We start from the raw sequence: 21,213 nt of genomic DNA, 5'->3' as shown, positions 1-21,213 counted from the left end.
TAATTGATATTTGTCAGCTAACTGAGCGTCTGGCTTAAGACAATCCCAATGACGAACAACAGGTTAGTCAGCAGGGCGCCTTTTACCGTTCGTTCCAGCATCGGCGGCATCGCGGCCGGGCTAAGTTCACGCATGACGAAGCGGGCCTGCTTAATCAGCAGCGGCGCGGCGAGTATAAACAGCCAGCCCCATACGCTGTGCAGCGAGATCAGATTAAACAGTGCCAGACAAACCAGGGCACCAATCAGCAGGCAGGCATGATAGCGGCGCGCATTGACCGGCCCCAGACGTACCGCGAGCGTATTTTTACCGTTCTCACGGTCGCTGTCGATATCGCGCAGGTTATTGATGTTGAGTACCGCCGTCGCCAGCAGACCGCAGGCGGTTGCGGGCAGGAAAAGGGCAGGGATAACGGTATGCACCTGCAGGTACCAACTCCCCATCACGCTCAGCCAGCCGAAGAACACCAGCACGGAGATATCCCCGAGGCCAATATACCCGTAAGGACGCGTACCGACGGTGTAGGTAATGGCCGCGATAATTGCGAGCAAGCCCAGCACCAGGAAGCCGATGAAGTCGCTGGTGGTTTTCGAGGCGACCGTCACCAGTGTCAGACCCGATAAACAAATCAGTACCACGGTGATAATCAGCGCGCGCTTCATCTGTGCCTGGGTAATCACCCCTTTCTGCATCCCGCGCAGCGGTCCGATACGGTCAGGTTTGTCACTGCCTTTCACCGCATCACCGTAGTCGTTAGCGAGATTGGAGAGAATTTGCAGCAGCCCTGCGGTAATCAATGCCAGCGCAGCGACCAGAGGATCAAAATAACCTTGCCACCAGGCAAGTGCCGTGCCGACGATAATGGCGGCAAAGGCCAGAGGAAGCGTTTTAGGGCGTAGACTTTCGAGCCACGCCTGAGTACGGCTGATATCAGTCATAAGTAATTAGCCAATAAAAATGGGGGCATTAGCCCCCATTAACGGTGATGAGAATGCAATAACCGCGATTATAGGATAAAACGGCTAAGATCTTCATCTGCCACTAACGCATCAAGATGTTTGCTCACATATTCAGCGTCAATGGTAATGGTTTGACCGTTAAGGTCGCTCGCATCATAAGAGATATCCTCCACCAGGCGTTCCAGCACGGTATGCAGACGACGCGCACCGATGTTTTCGGTGGTTTCGTTAACCTGCCACGCGGCCTGGGCGATACGTTTGATACCGTCTTCGGTGAACTCCAGGTTCACGCCTTCGGTCGCCATCAGCGCTTTGTACTGTACGGTCGCAGAGGCGTTTGGCTCGGTCAGGATGCGTTCGAAATCTTCGGTGGTCAGCGCCTGCAGTTCAACGCGGATCGGCAGACGACCCTGCAGTTCCGGGATCAGGTCAGACGGGCTGGCAACCTGGAACGCGCCGGAAGCGATAAACAGGATGTGGTCCGTTTTCACCATACCGTGCTTGGTGGAGACGGTGCAGCCTTCAACCAGCGGCAGCAGGTCGCGCTGAACGCCTTCACGGGACACGTCCGGGCCGGAGCTGTTGCCGCCGCGCTTACAAATCTTGTCGATTTCGTCGATGAACACGATGCCGTGCTGCTCAACCGCGTCGATAGCATCCTGCTTCAGCTCTTCCGGGTTTACCAGCTTCGCCGCTTCTTCTTCAATCAGCAGCTTCATCGCGTCTTTGATTTTCAGCTTACGTGCTTTCTGCTTCTGGCCGCCCAGGTTCTGGAACATGGACTGCAGCTGGCTGGTCATCTCTTCCATGCCAGGAGGTGCCATGATTTCTACACCCATTGGCGCGGCAGCAAGATCGATCTCAATCTCTTTATCATCCAGCTGGCCTTCACGCAGTTTTTTGCGGAATGCCTGACGCGCGGCAGACGGTTCAGCCTGCTGCTCAGCCTGGCCCCAGTTGTTTTTCGCTGGTGGGATCAGCACGTCGAGAATGCGCTCTTCGGCCATCTCTTCCGCGCGATAGCGGTTTTTCTCAATCGCCTGGACGCGCACCATTTTGATTGCCGAGTCGGTCAGATCGCGGATGATGGAGTCCACTTCTTTACCCACATAGCCCACTTCGGTGAACTTGGTAGCTTCGACTTTGATGAAAGGCGCGTTCGCCAGCTTCGCCAGACGACGGGCAATTTCGGTTTTACCGACACCGGTTGGGCCGATCATCAGAATGTTTTTCGGCGTCACTTCATGGCGCAGCTCTTCGTCAAGCTGCATACGACGCCAGCGGTTACGCAGAGCGATAGCCACGGAGCGCTTGGCGTTATCCTGGCCGATAATGTGTTTGTTCAGTTCGCTGACAATTTCGCGTGGGGTCATTTCAGACATGGGAGATCCTTACGCTTTGGAGGTCAATTCTTCGATGGTGTGGTTATGGTTGGTATAGATGCAGATATCACCTGCAATATCCAACGCCTTCACCGCGATATCACGTGCGTTCATGTCGGTATTTTCCAACAGCGCGCGGGCTGCAGCCTGGGCATAAGGGCCGCCAGAGCCGATGGCAATCAGGTCATTCTCCGGCTGAATAACGTCACCGTTACCGGTGATGATCAGCGAAGCGGTTTCATCGGCTACCGCCAGCAGCGCTTCGAGCTTGCGCAGCATACGGTCGGTACGCCAGTCTTTTGCCAGCTCAACGGCCGCTTTCACCAGATGACCCTGGTGCATTTCAAGCTTGCGTTCAAACAGTTCAAACAGCGTGAAGGCATCAGCAGTACCGCCTGCAAAACCGGCGATCACTTTGTCGTTATAGAGACGACGGACTTTCTTCACGTTGCCTTTCATGACGGTATTACCCAGCGTGGCCTGGCCATCACCGGCGATTACCACATGGCCGTTACGGCGTACACTTACTATTGTTGTCACGAGCAGACCCCCTGGTTACAAATTCGGGAAACAGAAGCCCTGAGCCTGTGCTCAGGGCTGAATTAAATGATAGATGGGGGAGATTTTGGGGGTTTCAACCCCCGGAGGCGAGTCGAATGCAGTTTGTGTGGCCGGCCACTTTCAAACGAGAAAGGGTGCCATCGGCGTTTTCTTTGCCTTTGACCGGGCCAATCACCACGCGATTCCAGCCGTTATTGGTGGTAATGCGTGAATCAAACCCTTCAAATGCCAGCTGAGCACGCACGGTTTCGGCCTGCTCCGCACCTTTAAACGAACCGCACTGTACCATCCAGCGACGTTCGTCTTTTTTCTCCGCCGTCTGCTTCGGCGCTTCGGTCTCTTTGGTGACCGGCGCGGCCTGCTGCGTTTTCGGCTGCTGCGCGGTGGTATGCGCTGGTGTCTGGAGCAGATCCTGGTATGGCTGTGCCGCCTGTTTTTGCGGCTGTGCTTTCGGCTGTTGAACAGGCTGTGATTGTACCGTCCGCGCCTGCTGCTGCGGCTGCTGGTATGGCTGTGCCTTTGGCTGCTGTACCGGCTGAGTTTGCGTCCACTGCTGCTGCTGTTGCTGTTGCTGCTGAATTTGAGCCTGGCGCTGACGCTGCAGCTGCAACGTCTGCTGACGCTGCGCTGGCGTTTGTTCATTCCACGGCACTTCGTTCAACTGCGTCGGCTGCTGGCGCATATCGGCCTGCATTTGTGCCAGCAACTGGCGCTGCTCGTCCGTCAGCTGATCGGCATTCTTCACTTCGCCACCGGCAGAGGGCTCGGTAGGCGCACGCACGCCAGGCTGGCGGCTTTCCAGCTCTTTGATATAGCGCCAGCGCTCTTCAGGCTTCGGAGGAAGGCCATTTCCGGCCACTTTGCTGGCCTGAAGCGCCTCGGACTCTTCCTTTTTATGGTGCGTGATGAAGTACAGACCACCAATAAAGGCGACGACAACAGCCGCAGCAATAGCGACCATTGCTGGCGAGACAGCAGGCAGGCTACGTTGCTTTTTCCTTGAGCTACTCTTTTTGCGTCGCGAAGGTGCCGGCTGGCCGCGACGTACATAATCTCGTTGTGCCACTATCGTTTCGCTGTATTTATTCGTTCGTCAGCCCGCCATGTTACTTAAGCGGCGGGGCTTTGACCAGATAAGGGTGTCCTAAAGACGTTTACGTTAAGTCAATGCCTGGGTAGAGCCCCGGACTATCAGTTCGCAGTCCAGCAACCGCGAGCCGCTGCTAACTGTTTGACCGTGAAGCTGATCCAGCAGAAGCAGCATCGCTTCGCGACCGATTTGATAGCGCGGTTGCGCGACCGTTGAGAGCGGCGGATCGCAAAATTCTGAAAGCGAAATATTATCGAATCCGATGATGGATAAATCTTTCGGTATGCGCAGGCCGCGGCGTTTGGCGTATGATAACGCGCCCAGCGCCATCACGTCGCTGTGACAAAATACGGCGGTTGGCGGTTCAGGCAGGTCCAGAAGCTTCTCCAGCGCCTGGCCACCGGCTGCGAAGGTAAAATCACCGCGGGCAATGTAGTGCGGATCGACGGTAACGCCAGTACGGCGCAGTGCCTGAACGTAACCCTGCAGGCGGTAGTGGCACAGCGGCATCTCTTCTGGCCCGGCAATACAGCCAATGCGCTTATGCCCCAGCTCCTGAAGATAGTTCACCGCGTTGAATGCGGCGGTGAGGTTATCGATATGGACCGTCGGCAGCTCCAGTTCAGGGGCAAACTCGTTAGCCATGACCATCGGCGGTAAATTACGCTGCTCTTCAATGCTGGCGTCAAACGGCAGGCGCGAGCCAAGCAGCAGCATGCCATCGATCTGCTTGGTGATAATAAGGTCGATAAAGGTCTTTTCCTGCTGGTTCTGATGGGCGCAGTCGCCAATCAGAACGAGGTAGCCTTGTTCCGCCGCCGTCACTTCGATACCGCGGATAATCTCACTGAAGAAGGGATCGCAGATGTCCGGCACAATCACAAGGATTGTGCGTGATTCATTGCGTTTGACGTTGCGCCCCATCGCCTGTGGGAAATAACCCACTTCAAGCGCAGCCTGCTCTACCCGGTTGCGGGTCGCCTGGGAGACTTTATCCGGGTTCATTAATGCGCGGGACACGGTTGCCGTTGAGACTTGTGCTTTCTCGGCAACGTCTTTCATGGTCGCCGTGGCAACCTCTTTCCTGGACTTCAACGTCTTCTCCTCGCCTGAACACCGAACTTCTGACATCACCATTTTTACAGATAGTTAATGGAATCGGTTACAGAATTTTCATAAAAAGTGTGAGGAGCGTTAAATTTTTCGATCCGTCTTCAGCCTTCGATGGGATCGACGTCCAGCACCCACTTCACTTTACGTGCTTCAGGCAGGGTGTTGATCAGCGCCAGCGTGCCGCTAACAATGTGCTGTAAACGGATCCGCGAAGGATGCTGGAGCAAAATTTGCCAGCGGAAACGTCCGCCGCGTTTCGGCGCCAGCGCCGGTACTGGCCCCAGGATCCACAGCTGATTATCCACCAGGGGGCTGGCCTGCAGGAGATTTCTCAGCTGCTGCAGGAAAAGCGGTGCCTGCTGGTTGTTATGATCTTCCGCGCGGATGATGACGTGGCTGGTCCACGGTGGTAGCTGCATGGTCTGTCGTTCGGCCAGCGCCTGCTCGGCAAAAGCGTCATAGCCTTTGTGCAGCAGGGTTTGCAGCAGCGGGTGCTCAGGGTGGTGCGTCTGCAGAACCACTTCGCCCTGTTTGCCTGCGCGCCCTGCCCGTCCGGCCACCTGGGTATAAAGCTGGGCAAAACGCTCGGCCGCGCGGAAATCCGCAGAGAACAGCGCGCCGTCCACGTCCAGCAGGGCGACCAGCGTGACGTCCGGGAAGTGGTGCCCTTTTGCCAGCATTTGGGTACCAATCAGAATGCGCGCTCCGCCGCGATGTACTTCCGCGAGCTGCTGTTCCAGCGCGCCCTTGCGGCTGGTGGTGTCTCTGTCGATACGAGAGATTGGAACGTCAGGGAAGAAGGGCGCCAGCGCCTGCTCAAGCTGTTCCGTTCCTAGTCCGACCGGCACGATATGCGTTGACCCGCACGATGGACACTGGCGCGGCACCGGACGCTGGCTGTCGCAGTGGTGACAACGCAGGTGGCGCTGTGCCTGATGGAAGGTGTAGTAGTGGTCACAGCGTGGGCATTCCGCAATCCAGCCGCAGTCGTGGCACAGCAGGGCGGGTGCAAATCCGCGGCGGTTGAGAAACAGAATCACCTGGTTGCCCGCCTGCAAATGCTGACGCATGCGGGTAATCAATGCGGGTGCTAGCCCGGCCTGAACCTGCTGACCTTTTAGATCGAGTACGTGCTGAATGGCCGGACGGGCATTCCCGGCACGACGCGTCAGACGCAGCATATGATATTTGCGCTGGCGCACGTTGTGCAGGGTTTCGAGCGCAGGGGTGGCGGAGCCGAGAATGATCGGAATTTGCTCGCTGTGGGCGCGATAAACTGCCAGATCGCGGGCATGGTAGCGCCAGCCTTCCTGTTGCTTATAGGAGCTGTCGTGCTCTTCGTCGATCACGATCACGCCAAGATTTTTAAACGGCGTAAACAGCGACGAGCGGGTGCCGATCACAATCGCCGCTTCGCCATTTTTCGCTTTCAGCCAGGCGCTGAGGCGTTCGCTGTCGTTCAGACCGGAGTGCAGGACCTCAACCGGCGCGTTAAAGCGCTCGCGGAATCGAGCGATGGTTTGAGGGGTTAAGCCAATTTCCGGCACCATGACCAGCGCCTGTTTGCCCTGCGCGAGCACGTTTTCCAGCACGCTCAGATACACTTCGGTCTTACCGGAACCGGTGACGCCCGCCAGCAGCCAGGCAGAAAAATGGTCCGAGGCGCTGTGAATGGCGCCGACCGCGGTGGCCTGCTCGGTATTCAGGCGCAGACGATCCCCTGAAACGGAGAAGCCGTCGCGCCAGTCGTGAAGGGCTGGGGCCTGGCTTGCCAGCTCGCTCAGACCTTTCTTTCTCAGGGCCTGTAAAGCGGCTTCGCTCACCTCAAGTTCGTCGACCTGATGCCGCCAGATGTTACCCTGGCGCAGAGCGGCCAGCGCCTGCTGCTGTTTCTGCGATCGTTTGAGGCTATTAATGTCTACGGCCTGCCCTTGCTCGGTGGCAAACCAGTACCACATCGGCGCATGGCTGGCGCTCTTACCCTGGCGCAGCAGGATAGGCAGGGCGTGGAACAGGACATCCCCAATCGGATGATGGTAGTAATCAGCCGCCCACAGTAGCAGTCGCCAGGTGCTGGTGGAGTAAACCGGTTCGCTGTCCAGTACCTCAATGACCGATTTCAGCTCATTAAGGGGGAGTTCGCTTTTATCGCTGACGGAAACAACGATCCCCACACGCTGTTGTTTGCCAAACGGCACGGTCACGCGACAGCCCGCTTTGGCGCTCATGCTGTCGGGCAGCAGGTAGTCAAAGGTGCGGGGAAGCGGAACGGGCAGGGCAACGTGAGCGACGGGCATCGAATCTTCCTGACTTGAAAAGTGGCGCGTTAGTATACACATTAGTGAAAGCGGCGTGCGGATCAGTTTGCATACGTTGGTCAAATTCTGTATGATTCGCCGCCTTTGGTGTACTTTACGCCAAAGAACTTACATTCAACATCGCGTGGTGTCTGGCGTTAGGGCTGGAAGAGCGACGCGGCCTTAACTGAGGTTCTCCCATGAAAAAAGATATTCACCCGAAATACGAAATGATTACTGCAAACTGTTCTTGCGGTAACTCTATCCAGATCCGCTCCACCGTGGGTCACGATCTGAACCTGGACGTGTGCGGCAAATGCCACCCGTTCTACACTGGTAAGCAGCGTGATGTTGCAACCGGTGGCCGTGTTGACCGCTTCAACAAGCGTTTCAGCATCCCGGGCGCTAAATAAGTTTCCCGAAAAAAAGGCACCGCAAGGTGCCTTTTTTGTATCCGCTTCTCAGTATTCCCACGTATCCGGGTCAATACCCAGTTCACGCATGATCACCTTCGCCTCTTCCGGGATTTCGTCGCTACGCTCTTTGCGCAGATCGTCATCGTTCGGCAACGGTTGACCGGTAAACGCATGCAGGAACGCTTCGCACAGCAGTTCGCTATTGGTCGCGTGACGCAGGTTGTTCACCTGACGACGCGTACGTTCATCGGTGAGGATCTTCAACACCTTCAGAGGAATGGAAACCGTAATTTTCTTTACTTGCTCACTCTTCTTACCGTGCTCAGCGTATGGGCTGATATATTCGCCGCTCCATTCAGCCATGAGATACCTTTAATCCTCTCAGTCATTAATCTAAAGGTGCAAACCGGTCACTGCCCGTTTTGAACCGTAATCTTGCGTAGTTTACCGTAGAGACGATACCGTGGCACGGATATTGCCGCTGCAGCGTGCACTAAAGCATATAATTTTAACGGCTATTTGCGCATTGCTCAATCTATACGCAAAGAAGTTTAGATGTCCAGATGTATTGACGTCCATAATTTGAATGTTTACTCTGGTGCCTGACTTTTCACCTCATTCGCCAGGAAGCCCTCACCATGACGCGTAAACAGGCCACTATTGCAGTGCGTAGCGGATTAAATGATGACGAGCAGTACGGCTGCGTTGTCCCGCCGATTCATCTTTCCAGTACCTACAATTTCACCGGATTTAATGAACCCCGCGCGCACGACTACTCGCGTCGTGGCAACCCTACGCGTGATGTGACCCAGCGTGCGCTGGCCGAGCTGGAAGGGGGCGCAGGGGCCGTATTGACCAACACCGGGATGTCTGCGATTCACCTGGTGACGACCGTGTTCCTGAAGCCGGGCGACCTGCTGGTGGCACCGCACGACTGCTATGGCGGCAGCTATCGTCTGTTTGACAGCCTCGCAAAACGCGGCTGTTATCGCGTGCTGTTTGTCGATCAAAACGACGAACAGGCGCTGAAACAGGCGCTGGCAGAGAAACCAAAGCTCGTTCTGGTGGAAAGTCCAAGCAATCCATTGTTGCGCGTTGTCGATATTGCGAAAATTTGTCAGCTCGCAAGGGATGCGGGAGCGATAAGTGTAGTGGATAATACGTTCCTCAGTCCGGCCCTTCAGAACCCACTCGCACTGGGTGCTGATCTGGTATTGCATTCATGCACTAAATATCTGAACGGCCACTCTGACGTGGTAGCGGGCGTGGTGATTGCAAAAGATCCCGACGTTGTCACGGAACTGGCATGGTGGGCCAATAATATTGGCGTCACCGCCGGGGCGTTCGACAGCTACCTGCTGTTGCGCGGCATCCGTACGCTTTCTCCGCGTATGGAAGTGGCGCAGCGCAATGCCCAGGCCATTGTCGATTTCCTGAAAACCCAGCCGCTGGTGAAGAAGCTTTATCACCCGTCGCTGCCGGAAAACCAGGGGCACGAGATTGCCGCGCGCCAGCAGAAAGGGTTTGGCGCGATGTTAAGTTTTGAACTGGACGGCGACGAGCAAACGCTGCGTCGCTTCCTGAGCGGGCTGTCATTGTTTACGCTGGCGGAATCATTAGGTGGGGTTGAAAGCTTGATCTCCCACGCCGCAACCATGACGCACGCCGGTATGGCACCGGAAGCACGTGCCGCCGCCGGGATTTCCGAGACGCTGCTGCGTATCTCGACCGGTATTGAAGATTCTGAAGATTTAATTGCCGATCTGGAAAATGGCTTCCGGGTCGCAGCCAAGGGGTAATCATGAGTGTGATAGCGCAGGCAGGGGCGAAGGGTCGTCAGCTGCACAAGTTTGGTGGTAGTAGTCTTGCTGATGTGAAATGTTATCTGCGCGTTGCAGGGATCATGACGGAGTATTCACAGCCGGGTGACATGATGGTTGTCTCCGCGGCGGGCAGCACCACCAACCAGTTGATTAGCTGGCTGAAACTGAGCCAGACCGATCGCCTTTCTGCGCATCAGGTGCAACAGTCCTTACGCCGTTATCAGAGCGAACTGATTGCTGGCCTGCTGCCAGCGGACGTTGCCGACGGGCTGATCAGCGCTTTTACGCACGATCTTGAACGTCTGGCGGCCCTGCTGGACAGCGGGATCACCGACGCGGTGTATGCCGAAGTGGTGGGCCACGGTGAAGTGTGGTCTGCACGTCTGATGGCTGCCGTGCTGCAACATCTGGGTGTGGATGCCGCCTGGCTCGACGCCCGTGATTTCCTCCGCGCCGAACGCGCCGCACAGCCGCAGGTGGATGAAGGGTTATCCTATCCGCTGCTGCAACAGCTCCTGGTGCAGCATCCCGGCAAACGTATTGTTGTCACCGGCTTTATCAGCCGCAGCAACGCGGGCGAAACCGTGCTGCTGGGCCGTAACGGTTCTGACTATTCGGCAACGCAAATCGGTGCGCTGGCGGGCGTGTCCCGCGTGACCATCTGGAGCGATGTGGCCGGCGTTTACAGCGCGGACCCACGCAAGGTGAAAGATGCCTGCCTGCTGCCATTGCTGCGTCTGGACGAAGCCAGCGAGCTCGCTCGCCTGGCCGCGCCCGTGCTGCACGCCCGCACGCTGCAGCCGGTGTCCGGCAGCGATATCGACCTGCAGCTGCGCTGTAGCTATACCCCGGATCAAGGCTCTACGCGTATCGAGCGCGTGCTGGCGTCCGGTACGGGCGCGCGTATTGTCACCAGCCACGACGACATCTGTCTGATTGAGTTCCAGGTGCCCGCGGGCCAGGATTTCAAGCTGGCGCATAAAGATATCGACCTGGTGTTAAAGCGTGCCCAGGTGCGTCCGCTGGCCGTTGGCGTGCATAACGACCGCCAGCTGCTGCAGTTCTGCTATACCGCTGAAGTGGCGGACAGCGCCCTGAAGATTCTGGATGAAGCGGGCCTGCCGGGCGAGCTTCGCCTGCGTCAGGGGCTGGCGCTGGTGGCGATGGTGGGGGCGGGCGTCACCCGTAACCCGCTGCATTGCCACCGCTTCTGGCAGCAGCTGAAAGGCCAGCCGGTTGAATTTACCTGGCAGTCAGAAGAGGGCATCAGCCTGGTCGCCGTGCTGCGTAAAGGGCCAACCGAAAGCCTGATTCAGGGTTTGCACACCTCCCTGTTCCGCGCGGAAAAACGCATCGGCCTGGTGCTGTTTGGTAAAGGCAACATCGGTTCCCGCTGGCTGGAGCTGTTCGCCCGTGAGCAGGTGACGCTTTCGGCACGTACCGGGTTTGAATTCATTCTCGCAGGCGTGGTGGACAGCCGCCGCAGCCTGCTGAATTACGAAGGGCTGGATGCCAGCCGGGCGCTGGCCTTCTTTAACGATGAGGCCGTCGAGCAGGATGAAGAGTCGCTGTTCCTGTGGATGCGCGCGCACCCGTATGACGATCTGGTGGTGCTGGACGTCACCGCCAGCGAACAGCTTGCCGATCAGTACCTTGATTTCGCCAGCCACGGTTTCCACGTTATCAGTGCGAACAAGCTGGCGGGGGCGAGCAGCACGGATAAATATCGTCAGATCCACGACGCGTTTGAAAAAACAGGCCGCCACTGGCTGTATAACGCCACCGTTGGCGCGGGCCTGCCGGTTAACCACACCGTGCGTGACCTGATTGAAAGCGGCGACAGCATTCTGGCGCTGAGCGGGATCTTCTCCGGCACGCTCTCCTGGCTGTTCCTGCAGTTTGACGGCACCGTACCGTTTACCGACCTGGTGGATCAGGCGTGGCAGCAGGGCTTAACCGAGCCTGACCCGCGTGTTGACCTCTCCGGTAAAGACGTGATGCGTAAGCTGGTGATTCTGGCGCGCGAAGCGGGTTACGACATCGAACCGGATGCCGTCCGCGTCGAGTCCCTGGTGCCTGCTGGCTGTGAAGAAGGGTCAGTGGACCATTTCTTTGAAAATGGTGAAGAGCTTAACGAGCAGATGGTGCAGCGTCTGGAAGCGGCGAACGAGATGGGACTGGTGCTGCGCTATGTGGCGCGTTTTGAGGCCAACGGTAAAGCCCGTGTCGGCGTCGAGGCGGTGCGACCTGACCATCCGCTGGCGGCGCTGCTGCCGTGCGATAATGTCTTCGCGATCGAAAGCCGCTGGTACCGCGATAATCCGCTGGTGATCCGTGGCCCGGGCGCGGGGCGCGATGTCACCGCCGGAGCGATCCAGTCCGACATCAACCGTCTGGCTAAGCTGCTGTAACGTCTACATTTCCCTCTCCCTGTGGGAGAGGGCCAGGGTGAGGGCATCGGACCGCGCTCACCCTATCATGAATTTCCTTCATCTTCCCTGAGCAAACCTCACCGTTATTGTTGATTATTTATGTTGACGTCCCTCCGCTTTTCCGTCATTTTTACATCTGGACGTCTAAACGTATAGAAGTTCACAATACAACAAACAATGACACGCGACAGATAGAGGTAAGGTATGAGCTTTTTTCACGCCAACCAGCGGGAAGCACTGAATCAGAGCCTGGCCGAAGTAAACGGCCAGATTAACGTCTCTTTTGAATTTTTCCCGCCGCGCACCAGTGAAATGGAGCAAACCCTGTGGAGCTCTATCGATCGCCTGAGCAGCCTGAAGCCAAAGTTTGTCTCCGTGACCTACGGTGCGAACTCCGGCGAGCGCGACCGCACGCACAGCATCATCAAAGGCATTAAAGACCGTACCGGTCTGGAAGCTGCGCCGCACCTCACCTGTATCGACGCCACCCGTGACGAGTTACGTGCCATTGCCCAGGACTACTGGAACAACGGTATCCGTCATATTGTCGCCCTGCGCGGCGATCTGCCACCGGGAAGCGGTAAGCCGGAAATGTATGCCGCCGACCTGGTCGCGCTGCTGAAAGACGTGGCCGACTTTGATATCTCCGTCGCCGCGTATCCTGAAGTTCATCCGGAAGCGAAAAGCGCCCAGGCGGACCTGCTCAACCTGAAGCGTAAAGTGGATGCGGGTGCCAATCGCGCGATTACGCAGTTCTTCTTTGATGTGGAGAGCTACCTGCGTTTCCGTGACCGCTGTGTGTCCGCGGGCATCGACGTTGAAATTATCCCGGGGATCCTGCCGGTCTCTAACTTCAAACAGGCGAAGAAATTTGCTGATATGACCAACGTGCGCATTCCGCTGTGGATGTCCAAAATGTATGAAGGGCTGGACGATGACCCGGAGACCCGCAAGCTGGTGGGCGCTAACATCGCGATGGACATGGTGAAGATCTTAAGCCGCGAAGGGGTGAAGGATTTCCACTTCTACACGCTCAACCGCGCGGAAATGAGCTATGCCATCTGTCACACCCTGGGCGTTCGTCCGGCATAAAAAAATAGAAAGCCCTTATAAAATGAGGGCTTTTTAATCAAACAGATAGTTAAAAGGTATTAACTATCGAATCTGTGGATTATTTCAACTATATCTTATTGCTAGTGGTGTATATCGTAACGGTAACACTGTACAAGGGAGCATAGCGATGAGCACGTCAGACGAGACCAATAACGCAGCATCAGCCGGCAAATGCCCGTTCCATCACGGCGGCGCCGATCACAGCGCGGGAGCTGGTACAAGCAGCCGTGACTGGTGGCCAAAGCAACTCCGCATTGACCTTCTTAACCAACATTCCAACCGTTCTAACCCGCTGGGTGAAGACTTCGACTACCGCAAAGAATTTAGCAAACTCGACTACTCTGCCCTCAAAGGCGATCTCAAAGCGCTTTTAACCGACTCTCAGCCGTGGTGGCCTGCTGACTGGGGCAGCTATGCTGGCCTGTTTATTCGCATGGCGTGGCACGGCGCGGGTACTTATCGCTCCGTTGATGGACGCGGCGGGGCAGGACGCGGCCAACAGCGTTTTGCACCGCTGAACTCCTGGCCCGATAACGTCAGTCTGGATAAAGCGCGTCGTCTGCTGTGGCCCATCAAGCAAAAATACGGGCAAAAAATTTCCTGGGCTGACCTGTTCATCCTGGCGGGGAACGTGGCGCTGGAAAACTCCGGTTTCCGCACCTTTGGTTTCGGTGCCGGTCGTGAAGACGTCTGGGAACCGGATCTGGACGTGAACTGGGGCGATGAAAAAGCCTGGCTGACCCACCGTGACCCGGAAGCGCTGGCGAAGCGTCCTCTGGCCGCAACCGAAATGGGCCTGATCTACGTTAACCCGGAAGGGCCAAACGCCAGCGGTGAACCACTGTCCGCGGCGGCAGCCATCCGCGCGACCTTTGGCAATATGGGCATGAACGACGAAGAGACCGTGGCGCTGATCGCCGGTGGTCATACCCTCGGTAAAACCCATGGCGCAGGTGAAGCCACACATGTGGGCACCGACCCTGAAGCCTCACCGATTGAAGCGCAGGGCCTGGGCTGGGCGAGTACGCACGGTACAGGCGTTGGTGCAGATGCCATTACGTCCGGTCTGGAAGTTATCTGGTCACAAACTCCGACCCAGTGGAGCAACTACTTCTTCGAGAACCTGTTCAAATATGAGTGGGTCCAGACCCGCAGCCCGGCAGGTGCCATTCAGTTTGAAGCCGTGGATGCGCCAGAAATTATGCCGGACCCATTCGACCCGTCGAAAAAACGCAAACCAACGATGCTGGTCACCGACCTGACGCTGCGTTTTGATCCGGAATTCGAGAAAATTTCTCGCCGCTTCCTGAACGATCCGCAGGCTTTCAACGAAGCCTTTGCGCGCGCGTGGTTCAAACTGACTCACCGCGATATGGGGCCAAAAGCGCGGTACATTGGTCCGGAAGTGCCGAAAGAAGATCTGATCTGGCAGGATCCGCTGCCTCAGCCGGTGTTCAATCCTTCGAAAGATGACATTGAAAGCCTGAAAGCGGAAATCATTGCCTCGGGTCTCTCCGTGAGTGAGCTGGTTTCCGTTGCCTGGGCGTCTGCATCGACCTTCCGCGGTGGCGACAAGCGTGGCGGCGCCAACGGTGCGCGTCTGGCGCTGGCGCCTCAGCGCGACTGGGATGTTAACGCCGCTGCCGTACGTGCATTACCGGCTCTGGAAGCCATCCAGCGCACCACCAATAAAGCCTCCCTGGCCGATATCATCGTGCTGGCGGGCGTGGTAGGCGTTGAGCAGGCGGCAAAAGCGGCGGGCGTTTACGTTACTGTACCGTTCACGCCGGGCCGCGTGGATGCGCGCCAGGACCAGACGGATATCGAGATGTTTAACCTGCTCGAGCCGATTGCCGATGGCTTCCGCAACTACCGTGCGCAGGTGGATACGTCAACCACCGAATCACTGCTGATCGACAAAGCGCAGCAGCTGACGCTGACCGCACCCGAACTGACGGTTTTGGTCGGCGGTCTGCGCGTACTCGGGGCAAACTTCGATGGCAGCAAGAATGGCGTGTTCACCGACCGTGAGGGCGTGCTGAGCAATGACTTCTTCGTGAACCTGCTGGATATGAATACCCAGTGGAAGGCGACCGACGACTCAAACGAGCTGTTTGCCGGTAGCGATCGCGCCAGTGGCGAAGTGAAATACACCGCGACCCGCGCGGACCTGGTGTTTGGTTCAAACGCCGTCCTGCGCGCGCTGGCTGAAGTCTACGCCAGCAGCGATGCACACGAGAAGTTTGTGCGTGATTTTGTTGCCGCCTGGGCGAGAGTGATGGATTTGGATCGGTTTGACGTGAAGTAACCAGTGTGCCGGGTGGCGGCTACGCCTTACCCGGCTTGCAAAAGCATGTCATTCGTAGGCCGGGTAAGCGTAGCGCCACCCGGCTTTTTTTATTACTCCCACTCCTGCAGGAACCGCTGTCCATACTGGTCAGCCACCAGCAGCGCCGCATACACCTGATCTGGCGTTACTCCGCCCGGCATGTTGTGAATAGTTTCCCCTTCTGCACAGGACGCTTCTGCGATCAGCCGCATTTTGGCCGGAATATCCTCTTTAATATTCAGCTGCGCCAGCGTGATCGGCAGTCCCACGCTGTGGCAAAGCGCCGCGACGGTCTCTATTTCTTCTACCGGCGCATTTTCGAGCACCAGCTGCGTCAGCGTACCAAACGCTACTTTTTCACCGTGATAGAAGTGATGCGCATCCGGCACCGCCGTCATACCGTTATGAATCGCATGTGCCGCAGCCAGTCCACCGCTTTCAAAACCTACGCCGCTGAGATAGGTGTTGGCTTCGATAATGCGTTCCAGCGCAGGCGTTACGACATGCTGTTCCGCCGCCAGCATGGCTTTCTCACCCTCTTCAAGCAGCGTGTTATAGCACAGCTCCGCCAGCGCGAGTGCCGCCTGCGTGCATTTACCGCCCGCCATCGTCGTGGCACCGCTACGCGAGCAGGCGCGCGCTTCAAACCAGGTCGCCAGCGCATCGCCAATCCCCGCGGCAAGCAGACGAGCCGGTGCACCCGCGACGACTTTGGTATCCACAATCACCATGTTCGGGTTGTGCGGCAGCATCAGGTAGCGATCGAACTCGCCGCTGTCGGTATAGATTACGGAAAGTGCGCTGCACGGTGCATCGGTGGAGGCAATGGTCGGGGCAATCGCAACCGGCACGTCCATAAAGTGTGCCAGCGCTTTGGCGGTGTCCAGCGTCTTCCCGCCGCCGATACCCAGCACGGCCAGACAGTCGGCGCTATCGGCCAGTTTTTTCAGACGATCGATTTCATTTTGTGAACATTCGCCACCAAACGGTGCGATTTCTGCATGCAGCTCTGCGTTTTTAAAGCTCTGGCGCAAGGTTTCTTCAGCAAAACCCAGCACAAATTTATCGCCGACAACCAGCCAACGCGTTGCCAGCGGTTTCAGGTAGTCGCCGAGACGGGTAAGCACATCAGCGCCCTGGATATATTTTCCCGGCGATTGAATGATACGGTCCATAACATTTCTCCCTTAGAGGTTGAGGTTACCAAACGCGTTTTTCCAGTCCTGCTCGAACTTCTCTATGGCTGACTCTACCGCCGGCGTGCCGAGCATTTGTTGCGCTACATCTAAAGGAAGCGTGATTGCGTCGCATCCGGCCAGCAGGCAGTCCAGCGCCTGACGTGGCGTTTTGAAGCTGGCGGCCAGCACCTTGCTCTCAGGGACATGCATTTCCAGAAGAGACTGCAGCTCCTGGACCATGCGGATACCATCACCGCCCTGGGCATCGACGCGGTTCACATACGGTGCGACATACGACGCGCCCGCCAGTGCAGCCAGCAGACCCTGTGCGGCGCTGTATACGGCCGTCCCGAGTGTAGTGATCCCCTCGTTTTTCAATGCCTTAATCGCTACAAGTCCTTCTGCCGTTACCGGAATTTTCACCACGATATCCGGCAGGGCATTACTGAGACGTTTGGCTTCCGCCACCATTCCCCCGGCGTCACGGCTCATGGTCTGGGCAAACAGAGTGCCCCGGGGACCGATGGCTTTTTGCAGGCGCGGCAGCACGCTCCAGATGGACTCCCGGCTGGCGGCAATAATGCTCGGGTTAGTGGTCACACCCGCGATCGGGAATACCCGCGCCAGACGCTCAACTTCCGCCACGTTGGCGGTGTCCAGGTACAGTTCCATTATTTTTCCTTAAGTCAGAAAGGTTGAATAAAGGATAAGGCGCGGCAGAGTACGGCGGATACAGGTCAATTTTGCCAAATACTGGACAAATGTAATGTCCTTAGTGAAGTGAGAGAACGATCACAATGCTATTTTTTGGCGATCAGCTGGCTGTGATACTGACGACGATATTCGGAAGGGGAGCGCTCGGTGTGCTTACGAAAGAGACGGCAAAAGTAGTTGCTGTCGGTAAATCCGCAGCGTGCGGCGATATCTTTAATTTTGAGGTCATAGCCTTTCAGCAGCTGGCGGGCGTGTTCCAGACGGGTCTGCGTCAGGTATTCATTGAACCCGACGTTCCCGGTCTTCTGAAAAAGGTGAGAGAGATAGTTAGGGGAAATATAAAATGCCCCGGCAACGGAATCCCGGGTCAGCGCCGAGGCATGGTTTTCATCAATAAAGCGACGAACGGCTTCGAATAATGCGCGGCTGCGGCTATCAGTGTGGATATCACTGCCAAGCAGATCGCGGCAGTGGCTGAGCAGACTTAATATCACCAGCCTGGCCGTGTCCTGCTCAGTTGGCTGCATCTGCAGCTCATTGAGCGTTTGCAGGAGAAACGCGCCCGTCCGGGGTCCTCTTCTGGCAATCTGCTGCTGTTGTATAAGAGCGTTACCCCGGTAGAGCTGAAGCGTCAGCTGCTGTTTGCCGAAGCTTATTCTGAGCGAGTTTGAAGAATGCAGTGGGACGTTCCCGGATGCGGAAAAGAAGGCTTCGCAGCGGATTTCCAGGATAACTGAGAGACAAGGTGATGTGCGGTTATTCTCGGCAGGCGTGACAAAATGCACTTGATCCAGGGGGAATGCGCCTTTAATCAGAGCCGTGAGGATGTGCGTAATATCGTGGAACATGTTTTGGATACCGGGGTATTGCCGGGTGGGCGCAAGCCCCCCCCGGCATAGCGGATTAGCCCGTGTTACGCATACCCGCCGCAACGCCCGCAATCGTCACCATCAGCGCCTGCTCAACGCGAGGATCCGGCTCTTTACCTTCTTCTTCCGCCAGACGAGAACGGTGCAGCAGCTCTGCCTGCAGGACGTTCAGCGGGTCGGTGTAGATGTTACGCAGCTGGATAGACTCGGCGATCCACGGCAGGTCTGCCATCAGGTGTGAGTCGTTGGCGATATCCAGCACCACTTTGATGTCGCCTTCCAGCAGTTCGCGCAGCTCTTTACCCAGCGCCCACAGCTCAGGCTTAACCAGACGCTGATCGTAGTATTCCGCCAGCCACAGGTCAGCTTTCGAGAAGACCATCTCCAGCATACCCAGACGGGTAGAGAAGAATGGCCAGTCGCGGCACATGGTTTCCAGTTCGTTCTGTTTACCGTCTTCCACCACTTTCTGCAGCGCGGCACCGGCACCCAGCCAGGCAGGCAGCATCAAACGGTTCTGCGTCCAGGCGAAAATCCATGGAATCGCGCGCAGTGACTCTACGCCGCCGGTCGGGCGACGCTTCGCCGGACGCGAGCCCAGCGGCAGTTTACCCAGTTCCTGCTCAGGAGTTGCCGAGCGGAAGTAAGGCACAAAATCTTTATTTTCACGCACGTAGCCACGGTAAAGATCGCAGGAGATCGCCGACAGTTCGTCCATGATATGGCACCAGGACGCTTTCGGCTCCGGCGGTGGCAGCAGGTTTGCTTCCAGAATGGCGCTGGTATAAAGCGACAGACTGCTGATGGTCACTTCCGGCAGGCCGTATTTGAAGCGGATCATCTCACCTTGCTCGGTCACGCGCAGGCCGCCTTTCAGGCTGCCTGGCGGCTGCGACAGCAGTGCCGCGTGTGCAGGTGCGCCGCCGCGGCCGATTGAGCCACCGCGTCCGTGGAACAGCGTCAGCTCAATACCGGCTTTCTCGCAGGTTTTAATCAGTGCATCCTGCGCCTGATACTGCGCCCAGGATGCCGCCATCACGCCCGCATCTTTGGCGGAGTCGGAATAGCCAATCATCACCATCTGCTTGCCCTGAATAAAGCCGCGATACCAGTCGATGTTCAGCAACTGGGTCATCACGTCGTTGGCGTTGTTCAGGTCATCGAGGGTTTCAAACAGCGGCGCCACCGGCAGGGCATAGTCGATGCCCGCTTCTTTCAGAAGCAGATGAACGGCCAGCACGTCGGACGGGGTCTTCGCCATGGAGATCACATAGGCGGCCACCGATCCTTTCGGTGCGTCCACGATCGCTTTACAGGTGTTGAGCACCTCGCGGGTTTCGTTGCTTGGCTCCCAGTTGCGCGGCAACAGAGGGCGCTTGGAGTTGAGTTCGCGGATCAGGAATGCCTGTTTGTCGGCTTCGGACCAGCTTTCATAGTCGCCGATGCCGAGATAGCGGGTCAGTTCACCCAGCGCTTCGGTATGGCGGGTACTTTCCTGACGTACGTCGATACGCACCAGCGGCACACCGAAACATTTCACGCGGCGCAGGGTGTCGAGCAATTCGCCGTTAGCGATGATGCCCATCCCGCAGGCCTGGAGTGATTTATAACAGGCGTACAGCGGTTCCCAGAGCTGTTCGTTCTGGCTGAGCAGGCCTTCCGGCTTCGGCAGACGCTGGCCTTTCAGGCGCGCTTCCAGCCAGGCCTGAGTCGCCATCAGCTGACCGCGCAGTTTTTTCATCAGGAAACGGTACGGCTCGCTGGCGCCTTCTTCACCGGCCAGCGCGCGCAGTTCCGGCGTCGCTTCGACCATAGACAGTTCGGAAATCAGCACCTGAATATCTTTCAGGAACAAATCGGTCGCTTTCCAGCGGCTCAGCAACAGAACGTGACGGGTGATTTCCGCAGTGACGTTCGGGTTGCCGTCGCGGTCGCCGCCCATCCAGGAGGTGAAGCGTACCGGCACAAAGTCGACCGGCAGGCGGTAGCCGAGGTTCTCTTCCAGCTGTTCGTTCAGCTCGCGCAGGTAGTTCGGCACCCCTTCCCACAGGCTGTTTTCCACCACCGCAAAGCCCCATTTGGCTTCGTCGACCGGGCTGGGGCGTTGCTTACGAATTTCATCGGTGTGCCAGGACTGAGCAATCAGCTGGCGCAGACGGCGCATCAGCTGGTTGCGTTCATAGTCGGCGATGTCTTTGTTATCCAGCTGCTTGAGGCAGTTGTTCACTTCCACCATTTTGTGGATCAGGGTACGACGGGTGATCTCGGTTGGGTGAGCGGTCAGAACCAGCTCCAGCGAGAGAGACTCCACCGCTTTTTTGATGGTGGCTTCGGTGAGATCGGGCTGGTCTTTCAGTTTACGCAGCGTACGGGCAATCACTTCCGGGTTGCTGGCAGCTTCGCCATTAGGCGAAATGCTGTGGTATTGCTCAGCGGTGTTGGCCAGGTTCAGGAACTGGCTGAAGGCACGGGCAACGGGCAGCAGCTCATCGTTGGAGAGGTTCTGCAAGGTGGTGAGCAGTTCCTGACGGCTGGCCTCGTTACCGGCACGGGAAGATTTAGACAGCTTGCGGATGGTTTCAACGCGTTCGAGGATGTTTTCCCCCAACGCATCTTTGATGGTATCTCCAAGCACTTTGCCGAGCATACTGACATTACTACGCAACGCGGAATATTGTTCGTTCATAAAAACCCAGTCACCCCATCATTTTTGTTTATGCCCATGCGAAAATCTGCTGGACAATATTTTGTCATCTCCCTTTATAAAGCCACGTAAAACCCCCGTCGTCAATTGCTGCGAAAACGGTTCAGCAAACGAATAAATGCGGGCAATTTACGAAATTTAATTCGCATTGCGTCAGATAAGAGATGCTTATGGGAATGTGACGGAGATCATGCGATTTGTTGCCCTCACTCTAACCCTCTCCCACCGGGAGA

16 protein-coding genes are annotated in these 21,213 nt (G+C 57.0%); 5 read left to right on the top strand and 11 right to left on the bottom strand.

Annotated features, from left to right (window positions below):
• Positions 1–17 precede the first annotated feature (17 nt).
• The 6 genes from menA to priA form a co-directional block, all read right to left on the bottom strand.
• Positions 18–938: a 1,4-dihydroxy-2-naphthoate polyprenyltransferase gene (gene menA, locus ACOTYN_RS18925; RefSeq protein ID WP_071922781.1), complete on the bottom strand. Its 921-nt coding sequence runs from the start codon at positions 936–938 to the stop codon at positions 18–20.
• Between the two features lie 68 nt (positions 939–1,006).
• Positions 1,007–2,341, bottom strand: coding sequence for an HslU--HslV peptidase ATPase subunit (gene hslU / locus ACOTYN_RS18920; RefSeq protein WP_010436948.1), 1,335 nt, complete (start codon positions 2,339–2,341; stop codon positions 1,007–1,009).
• Between the two features lie 9 nt (positions 2,342–2,350).
• Positions 2,351–2,881 (bottom strand): ATP-dependent protease subunit HslV, encoded by a 531-nt coding sequence (gene hslV, locus ACOTYN_RS18915; RefSeq protein WP_008501802.1) that lies wholly within the window; start codon positions 2,879–2,881, stop codon positions 2,351–2,353.
• 94 nt (positions 2,882–2,975) lie between these two features.
• On the bottom strand, positions 2,976–3,968 hold the full coding sequence (gene ftsN / locus ACOTYN_RS18910) for a cell division protein FtsN (protein ID WP_332958484.1): 993 nt from the start codon (positions 3,966–3,968) through the stop codon (positions 2,976–2,978).
• Positions 3,969–4,061: 93 nt separating this feature from the next.
• The gene (gene cytR / locus ACOTYN_RS18905; RefSeq protein WP_014885699.1) at positions 4,062–5,087 is read right to left on the bottom strand and encodes a DNA-binding transcriptional regulator CytR; all 1,026 of its coding nucleotides are present in this window, start codon (positions 5,085–5,087) and stop codon (positions 4,062–4,064) included.
• A 119-nt stretch (positions 5,088–5,206) separates the two neighbouring features.
• The gene (gene priA / locus ACOTYN_RS18900) at positions 5,207–7,402 is read right to left on the bottom strand and encodes a primosomal protein N' (RefSeq protein ID WP_023331599.1); all 2,196 of its coding nucleotides are present in this window, start codon (positions 7,400–7,402) and stop codon (positions 5,207–5,209) included.
• 200 nt (positions 7,403–7,602) lie between these two features.
• Between priA and rpmE the strand changes: the two genes are divergently transcribed.
• The gene (gene rpmE / locus ACOTYN_RS18895; protein WP_003862040.1) at positions 7,603–7,815 is read left to right on the top strand and encodes a 50S ribosomal protein L31; all 213 of its coding nucleotides are present in this window, start codon (positions 7,603–7,605) and stop codon (positions 7,813–7,815) included.
• A 48-nt stretch (positions 7,816–7,863) separates the two neighbouring features.
• Here rpmE and metJ read toward each other — a convergent pair whose 3' ends face one another.
• Positions 7,864–8,181 carry a met regulon transcriptional regulator MetJ gene (metJ, locus tag ACOTYN_RS18890; RefSeq protein ID WP_006179183.1) on the bottom strand — a complete coding sequence of 106 codons (318 nt, stop codon included), beginning with the start codon at positions 8,179–8,181 and terminating at the stop codon, positions 7,864–7,866.
• A 275-nt stretch (positions 8,182–8,456) separates the two neighbouring features.
• Here metJ and metB point away from each other — a divergent pair, with 275 nt between their 5' ends.
• The 4 genes from metB (at position 8,457) to katG (ending at position 15,494) form a co-directional block, all read left to right on the top strand.
• Positions 8,457–9,617 (top strand): cystathionine gamma-synthase, encoded by a 1,161-nt coding sequence (metB, locus tag ACOTYN_RS18885; RefSeq protein ID WP_014885697.1) that lies wholly within the window; start codon positions 8,457–8,459, stop codon positions 9,615–9,617.
• Between the two features lie 2 nt (positions 9,618–9,619).
• Complete coding sequence (locus tag ACOTYN_RS18880; RefSeq protein ID WP_023338878.1) at positions 9,620–12,052, top strand: bifunctional aspartate kinase/homoserine dehydrogenase II; 2,433 nt, start codon at positions 9,620–9,622, stop codon at positions 12,050–12,052.
• A 225-nt stretch (positions 12,053–12,277) separates the two neighbouring features.
• Positions 12,278–13,165, top strand: a complete 888-nt coding sequence (gene metF / locus ACOTYN_RS18875) for a methylenetetrahydrofolate reductase (RefSeq protein WP_023331596.1) — start codon at positions 12,278–12,280, stop codon at positions 13,163–13,165.
• Between the two features lie 148 nt (positions 13,166–13,313).
• Positions 13,314–15,494: a catalase/peroxidase HPI gene (katG, locus tag ACOTYN_RS18870; protein WP_059373616.1), complete on the top strand. Its 2,181-nt coding sequence runs from the start codon at positions 13,314–13,316 to the stop codon at positions 15,492–15,494.
• A gap of 92 nt (positions 15,495–15,586) precedes the next feature.
• On the opposite strand, the gene gldA is transcribed toward katG, so the two are convergent.
• The 4 genes from gldA to ppc all read right to left on the bottom strand — a co-directional run bounded on the left by gldA (position 15,587) and on the right by ppc (position 20,962).
• A complete protein-coding gene (gene gldA, locus ACOTYN_RS18865; RefSeq protein WP_014885694.1) occupies positions 15,587–16,690 on the bottom strand; it encodes a bifunctional L-1,2-propanediol dehydrogenase/glycerol dehydrogenase in 1,104 nt (367 codons plus the stop codon).
• A 12-nt stretch (positions 16,691–16,702) separates the two neighbouring features.
• Positions 16,703–17,365, bottom strand: a complete 663-nt coding sequence (gene fsa / locus ACOTYN_RS18860) for a fructose-6-phosphate aldolase (protein ID WP_071922783.1) — start codon at positions 17,363–17,365, stop codon at positions 16,703–16,705.
• Between the two features lie 128 nt (positions 17,366–17,493).
• The gene (locus ACOTYN_RS18855) at positions 17,494–18,255 is read right to left on the bottom strand and encodes an AraC family transcriptional regulator (RefSeq protein ID WP_063944104.1); all 762 of its coding nucleotides are present in this window, start codon (positions 18,253–18,255) and stop codon (positions 17,494–17,496) included.
• 55 nt (positions 18,256–18,310) lie between these two features.
• A complete protein-coding gene (ppc, locus tag ACOTYN_RS18850) occupies positions 18,311–20,962 on the bottom strand; it encodes a phosphoenolpyruvate carboxylase (RefSeq protein ID WP_014885691.1) in 2,652 nt (883 codons plus the stop codon).
• Positions 20,963–21,213 lie beyond the last annotated feature (251 nt).

The organism is Enterobacter cloacae complex sp. IR5458 (genome assembly GCF_049238025.1).
Taxonomy (GTDB): Bacteria; Pseudomonadota; Gammaproteobacteria; order Enterobacterales; family Enterobacteriaceae; genus Enterobacter; species Enterobacter kobei.
This window is presented reverse-complemented; position numbering and strand designations above follow the sequence as displayed.

Coding starts and splice junctions, on each gene's coding strand:
- hslU (WP_010436948.1), bottom strand. CDS start 2,341: ATGTCTGAAATGACCCCACGCGAAATTGTCAGCGAACTGAACAAACAC.
- metF (WP_023331596.1), top strand. CDS start 12,278: ATGAGCTTTTTTCACGCCAACCAGCGGGAAGCACTGAATCAGAGCCTG.
- menA (WP_071922781.1), bottom strand. CDS start 938: ATGACTGATATCAGCCGTACTCAGGCGTGGCTCGAAAGTCTACGCCCT.
- ppc (WP_014885691.1), bottom strand. CDS start 20,962: ATGAACGAACAATATTCCGCGTTGCGTAGTAATGTCAGTATGCTCGGC.
- rpmE (WP_003862040.1), top strand. CDS start 7,603: ATGAAAAAAGATATTCACCCGAAATACGAAATGATTACTGCAAACTGT.
- gldA (WP_014885694.1), bottom strand. CDS start 16,690: ATGGACCGTATCATTCAATCGCCGGGAAAATATATCCAGGGCGCTGAT.
- priA (WP_023331599.1), bottom strand. CDS start 7,402: ATGCCCGTCGCTCACGTTGCCCTGCCCGTTCCGCTTCCCCGCACCTTT.
- ACOTYN_RS18880 (WP_023338878.1), top strand. CDS start 9,620: ATGAGTGTGATAGCGCAGGCAGGGGCGAAGGGTCGTCAGCTGCACAAG.
- fsa (WP_071922783.1), bottom strand. CDS start 17,365: ATGGAACTGTACCTGGACACCGCCAACGTGGCGGAAGTTGAGCGTCTG.
- metJ (WP_006179183.1), bottom strand. CDS start 8,181: ATGGCTGAATGGAGCGGCGAATATATCAGCCCATACGCTGAGCACGGT.
- katG (WP_059373616.1), top strand. CDS start 13,314: ATGAGCACGTCAGACGAGACCAATAACGCAGCATCAGCCGGCAAATGC.
- ACOTYN_RS18855 (WP_063944104.1), bottom strand. CDS start 18,255: ATGTTCCACGATATTACGCACATCCTCACGGCTCTGATTAAAGGCGCA.
- metB (WP_014885697.1), top strand. CDS start 8,457: ATGACGCGTAAACAGGCCACTATTGCAGTGCGTAGCGGATTAAATGAT.